Below are 5,002 nucleotides of genomic sequence, written 5' to 3'. Positions count from 1 at the left end.
CTCAGCAGAGCCTGTTTCCTCTTCGGGTGTGCATTATCAAGTTAAGAAAATTTCAGGATTAAAGCCTGCACCTATCTTCATAAATGCTGACAAACTGGTTGAGAATTATACCCCAATCCCTTTGGGGTTGAGTCCATTTTTTAGTGATTTCTCTCAGGGACAGAAAAACAGCTTTTTTTACGGAATTATCGTCAGGAAAGGAGCCTTTGCTTTTGGCGATCCGCCGCTGCGGTGTATTTCCTGATTTTCCCGTTCAGACTTTCAATAAGATTGGTCGTATAGATGATTCTCCTAATCTCCAGGGGGAAGTCAAAAAAGGCAGTTAAGTCCTCCCAGTTATTCCTCCAGGATTTGATGGCACTGGTAAGCGCGGGGCGCGTAGCCAACGCAGAATGCTTTTGTGGAAAGGTTCAATGGCACCTACAGACGAAATGTTTTAGATGTGTATATTTTCGATACCCTAGATGAGGAACGAGAGATAACTGCAAAATGGATGCAGGATTACAACCACTTCAGCCCCCATGAAAGTCTTAACGGAATGAGCCCTGTTGAGTATGTCCAGGGAGCAGGCAGGGCGTTAACAGTGGATAAGCCCTGCGGAGATACCCACAATTTACACCCATAACGATAGCAGTAGCTTTCTGCTTATTATAAAAAATTAAATAAAGTCCTCTACTTCTGAATGGTCCTAAAAAGGGGAAGTTTACACTCTAACCTGGTTTCTGTTGTAGGCTTAGGAAGTGTTTAGTCTGCGGCGCTATTAACTACAGTGTCTGTAGCTTTGTACAGGAATTTGGGTTTGATCTCAATTTCTTTTTTGCCCATAACCGAATTCTCCTTTAAACTTTCTACGCCACCCGGTAATCCCATTCCTTATACCGGGCCTCAGCCTGCTCCATAATTTCGTCCAGGATTTCCTGCAGCTCGGCTTTGATGCCTTTGCGGCGGAGGGTGTTTTTGACGGACAGGATAATCTGGGCTTTTACATCGTCTTTTTTGTACCAGTCGGGCTGGGCGGCTTTTTGCTTGATGAGGGCGGTAATATCCTTGACTACTTCTTTGATGAGCTCGAAATCCTGTACAGCTTTGGGGTGGCGGGCTAATATCTCGTAAAAGGCTTCTTCCTCCTCGGTAAGGCCGAGCTGCTGGCGGCGGACATCTTCTTCCTGCATGTGTTTGGCAACATCCCGCAGCTTTTCCATGGCCACAAGACTGTCGAAAAAATGGTTGTGGTAGTCGGCAATGATTTTCTCTACGGCCTCCTTGAGCTTACGCGACTTTGCCAGGTTTTTGTTGGCACGCAGCTTGATTTCATCATTCATAATCTGGCGAATCAGCTCCAGTTTGAGCTCATTGCCGCTCTTCTTTTCTTTGGCAGTGGCCAGAAAATCGTCGTTGATGATGGAAATATCGAAGTGGTCGATGCCGGCCATCTGGAATACATCCACCACTTCTTCGCTTTCAATGCTGCGGTGGATGAGCTCCTTTATCTGCCCTTCTTTCTTTTTAATGTTGGTAGTCGGATATTTGATTTTCCGGACTGCTGCGCCCAAGTGCTGGAAGAAGAGCAGGTCGAGGCCGATATCATTAATGGCCGGATGGCTCTTCACGATAGGCATTAGGTTGCTGAGCTTTTTCTCGTTCCGCAGGAACTGCTGGCAGCGCTCATCTTCGGCTACCAGGTAATTGGTGGCGGTACTGACCAGCTTTATTTTGTCGGGTGCAGCCAGGGCAGGCCAGCGGCTGTAGTCGATATCCTCAGGTAGCTGCTCCTGCAGGAAAAAGATGACATCTTTAGCCAGGGCGAAGGCTTCTTCTACATCCAAAGCTATTTCGCCTTTGCCACCTCCGGCTGTATATTCTTTGGTGGCATCGCGCAGCTTATCCCCAATGCCGATATAGTCTACAATCAGGCCGCTGGGCTTGTCCCTGAAAACGGTGGCTACCCGGTTCACGGCTTGTATCAGGTTGTGGCCGGTCATGACTTTATCGACATAGAGCGTATGCAGGGCAGGATTGTCGAAGCCGGTGAGCCACATATCGCGCACGATGACGATTTTCAGCGGGTCATCCGGGTCTTTGAAGCGGGCTTTTACGGCCTCCATGGCTTCCTTGGTGCGCACGTGCGTGTTCCACTCCTTGGGGTCTTTGGCAATATTGGTGGTCATAATCACTGCTACCTCCGGACAACCTTCCAACGCCATCAGCGCATCGTACATCTTTACGCAGTTCTTTCGGCTCATGCATACTACCATGGCCTTGCCTTCCAGGTTAGCGGTGCGTTCGAGGTAGTGCTTCAGGATATCCTTGGCCACGGCTTCCACCCGTTCTTTGGCCCCGGCGGCATCTTCCATGGCGGCCCACATAATTTTGTTCTTGTCCTGCTCCTGCAGGCTGCCGGTAATTTCCTCTGCCTCTTCTTCTATCTGGGCATTGGCCAGGTGCAGTTTGGCCAGGCGTGGTTCGTAATAGATAGGAACCACGGCTTTATCGTCTGTGGCCTGGCGGATATCATAGGTGTGGATGATTTCGCCGAATACAGCTACGGTATCGGCATCTTTGCTGTCGACGGGAGTGCCGGTAAAGCCGATAAAGGAAGCCCGCGGCAGGGCACGGCGCAGGTTGTTTGCAAAGCCCTGTACCAGCCCGTACTGGGTGCGGTGGCATTCGTCGGCAATGACGATGATGTTATCGCGGGTACTCAGGATCGGATGCTCCAGCTCCCGCTCGTCTTCCGTGCCTTTGAGGCGGAACTTTTCGATGGTGCTGAACACCACGCCGCCGCCTTCGCCGCTCAGCAGGGCCCGCAGGTCATCGGTATCTTTGGCAATGGCAACCTCGCCCACCAGGTCTTTGGCGGCGACAAAGTCTTCGTAGAGCTGCTTGTTGAGGTCGAAGCGGTCTACCTGCACCACGATGGTAGGGTTCTTCAGCTCCGGCAGCTGGCGTAGGATGCCGGTATAAATGGCCATGGTAATGCTTTTACCCGAGCGGGTGGTATGCCAGACCACGCCAATGCGGCCATCGCCCAGGGGACGGATGGATTTTTTGGTTTCCTGCAGCGCATACTGGATGCCGAAGAACTGGTGGTATTTCGCGCCCTTTTTAATGAGCTGGCCATTACTATTTTCATGGAAGATGTAGTGGCGGATGTACTGCAGGAGGCGCTCCGGAACGAGCAGGCCTTTGATAAGGGTTTCCAGGGCAAAATCATTTTCCACTACTTCGCGCCCATCGGTGCTTTTCCAGGCAGCGAACCATTCCAGGCCACTGCTGAACATGCCGTGCAGGGTGGTTTGGCCGTCGCTGATAACGGTGAGGGCATTGGTTTCGAACAGCTGGGGGATGTCCTGGATGTAATGCTGAATCTGGTTGTAGGCTGCTTCTACGGTAGCATCGTGGTTGAACCAGTTTTTAAATTCAAAAACCACCAGGGGCAGGCCGTTGATGAAGATGAGGAGGTCGGGACGGCGCTTGTTTTTGCCTTCGATGCTGAACTGGTTAACCAGCAGGAATTCGTTTTGCTCCACAGCCTCGTAGGCGATGGGGTAGAAGTGCTCGAAATGCTCCTTTCCGGCATCGTCTTTCCAGCTTTTGCTGATGCCCTTGCTGAGCTTGAGGTGGTAGTGGTGGTTGCGCTGGTGAATGTCTGCGCCCTTATTGAAGAGGAATTCCTGTTTGACTTCAGCCAGGATTTTAGCGGGAACATGGTCGTAGCGGCGCTGCAGGAAAGCCTCAAATTGGTCTTCCAGCACGGCTTTATTGAGCGGACGCTGGATTTCCGCCCCATGCCGGTAATGGTAGTGCGGGATTTCGCTCAGCCAGGCAATGGCCGCTTCTTCGATATCGCTTTCAGCTAAGTACCTGCTCATAGGCTTTGGGGGCTTGCGTCACATCAATTTCTCCGGACATCAGTTTGGGAAGGAGCGTGTCGCGAGTTTTGGTGAGGGTGTTTATTTCTTTTTCATTAAGAATTATCCGTTTGTAAATAGAACCGACTTTCCTGCTAAATTCTGCAACAACCTCCACAGGAGGAATTATTGTATCAATATTTTTAAATGCTGTTTTGCTTATCTCCAAGAAGGTTGATCCATTTGCATTTTGAATGATGAGGTTCATGTTTTCCTTTATCCAATTAAGCATAAAATAATTAGAATATCCATTATCGCACAAAATAGCTATGTAGCCCTGATTGATAGCAACTGGAACCTGTGTAATAGCTAAATATCCAATTGGTGCGCGTGAGGATAGGAGGAGAGTACCTGCTGGTAATAATCCAGAGCTAATCTTCTTTAAACCAGCTTCAGTAATTTTCTTTTCTGTTTCTAAAAGTACCGGGGATTTCAAGGATGATAAATCTTTGGGAGAGGTCCAGTTTATATTCCCGTTCCAGAACTCCTTCTGCTTGGTACTTGGTGTTGTCCCACCTTTTACGTTAACAATTTCACCAAGCTTGCCTTCTTTCCATCCTTCTGGTAGATTATCTTGGCTGATGCTATCCACAAAATACTGCCGGAAGAGCGTTTGCGCAATTTGCTCCAGCGTTTGGTTCATGCGGCGGTTGAGTTCTATTTTATCATCCAGGGCAGAGAGGATTTCCGTCGCACTCCTTCTATACTTTTCGTCTGGATAAGCTATCTGTAGCTCCTGTAGTTCTTTAAGATTTAGAGTTGCCTGAACAGAGGTTGTGGCTTGGCCATGAACGAAGTTTTGGGCCTGTGGAGATTTAAGAAACCAGTAAACCCATTCACTATCAAAAGAATTTGCTATTGGTAGAACACCTACAGCTCTTGCCACATTCCAGCCGATCATTTCATCTTTTACTTTGGCTATGTGGCCTAAACTACCAACTAGAGATATTAAAATTTCATTACCCTTTAGCTTAGTTCTCTTATACTTTGCCTCTATTTCAGGTTTAACTTTCTGAACATCTGAAATGGATAGTTTTAGTGGACCCCAAGCTTAGGACAGCTTTCTTTGAATTTTAATTGAATTAAGCAGC

The 5,002-nt window shown here is 48.7% G+C and carries 2 protein-coding genes and 2 pseudogenes; 1 reads left to right on the top strand and 3 read right to left on the bottom strand.

Annotated elements, in window-relative coordinates; all coding sequences use genetic code 11:
• Positions 1 to 58: 58 nt before the first annotated feature.
• Positions 59 to 359: pseudogene (locus tag F752_RS27065) on the bottom strand (transposase); the annotation flags it as partial.
• Positions 360 to 382: 23 nt separating this feature from the next.
• Between F752_RS27065 and F752_RS25905 the strand changes: the two are divergent.
• A pseudogene (locus F752_RS25905) lies at positions 383 to 625 on the top strand (integrase core domain-containing protein); the annotation flags it as partial.
• A 223-nt stretch (positions 626 to 848) separates the two neighbouring features.
• On the opposite strand, the gene F752_RS0121175 reads toward F752_RS25905, so the two are convergent.
• Both F752_RS0121175 and F752_RS24815 read right to left on the bottom strand, forming a co-directional pair.
• The gene (locus tag F752_RS0121175; protein WP_017733754.1) at positions 849 to 3,872 is read right to left on the bottom strand and encodes a type I restriction endonuclease subunit R; all 3,024 of its coding nucleotides are present in this window, start codon (positions 3,870 to 3,872) and stop codon (positions 849 to 851) included.
• Positions 3,853 to 4,938, bottom strand: coding sequence for a restriction endonuclease subunit S (locus tag F752_RS24815; RefSeq protein ID WP_152425247.1), 1,086 nt, complete (start codon positions 4,936 to 4,938; stop codon positions 3,853 to 3,855). The genes F752_RS0121175 and F752_RS24815 overlap by 20 nt, the downstream gene beginning before the upstream one ends.
• Positions 4,939 to 5,002 lie beyond the last annotated feature (64 nt).

The sequence above is a fragment of the Nafulsella turpanensis ZLM-10 genome (genome assembly GCF_000346615.1).
GTDB classification, from domain to species: Bacteria; Bacteroidota; Bacteroidia; order Cytophagales; family Cyclobacteriaceae; genus Nafulsella; species Nafulsella turpanensis.
This window is presented reverse-complemented; position numbering and strand designations above follow the sequence as displayed.

What these genes read in the sequence shown, in the direction of transcription:
- F752_RS0121175 (WP_017733754.1), bottom strand. Translation starts at nt 3,872, where the DNA reads ATGAGCAGGTACTTAGCTGAAAGCGATATCGAAGAAGCGGCCATTGCC.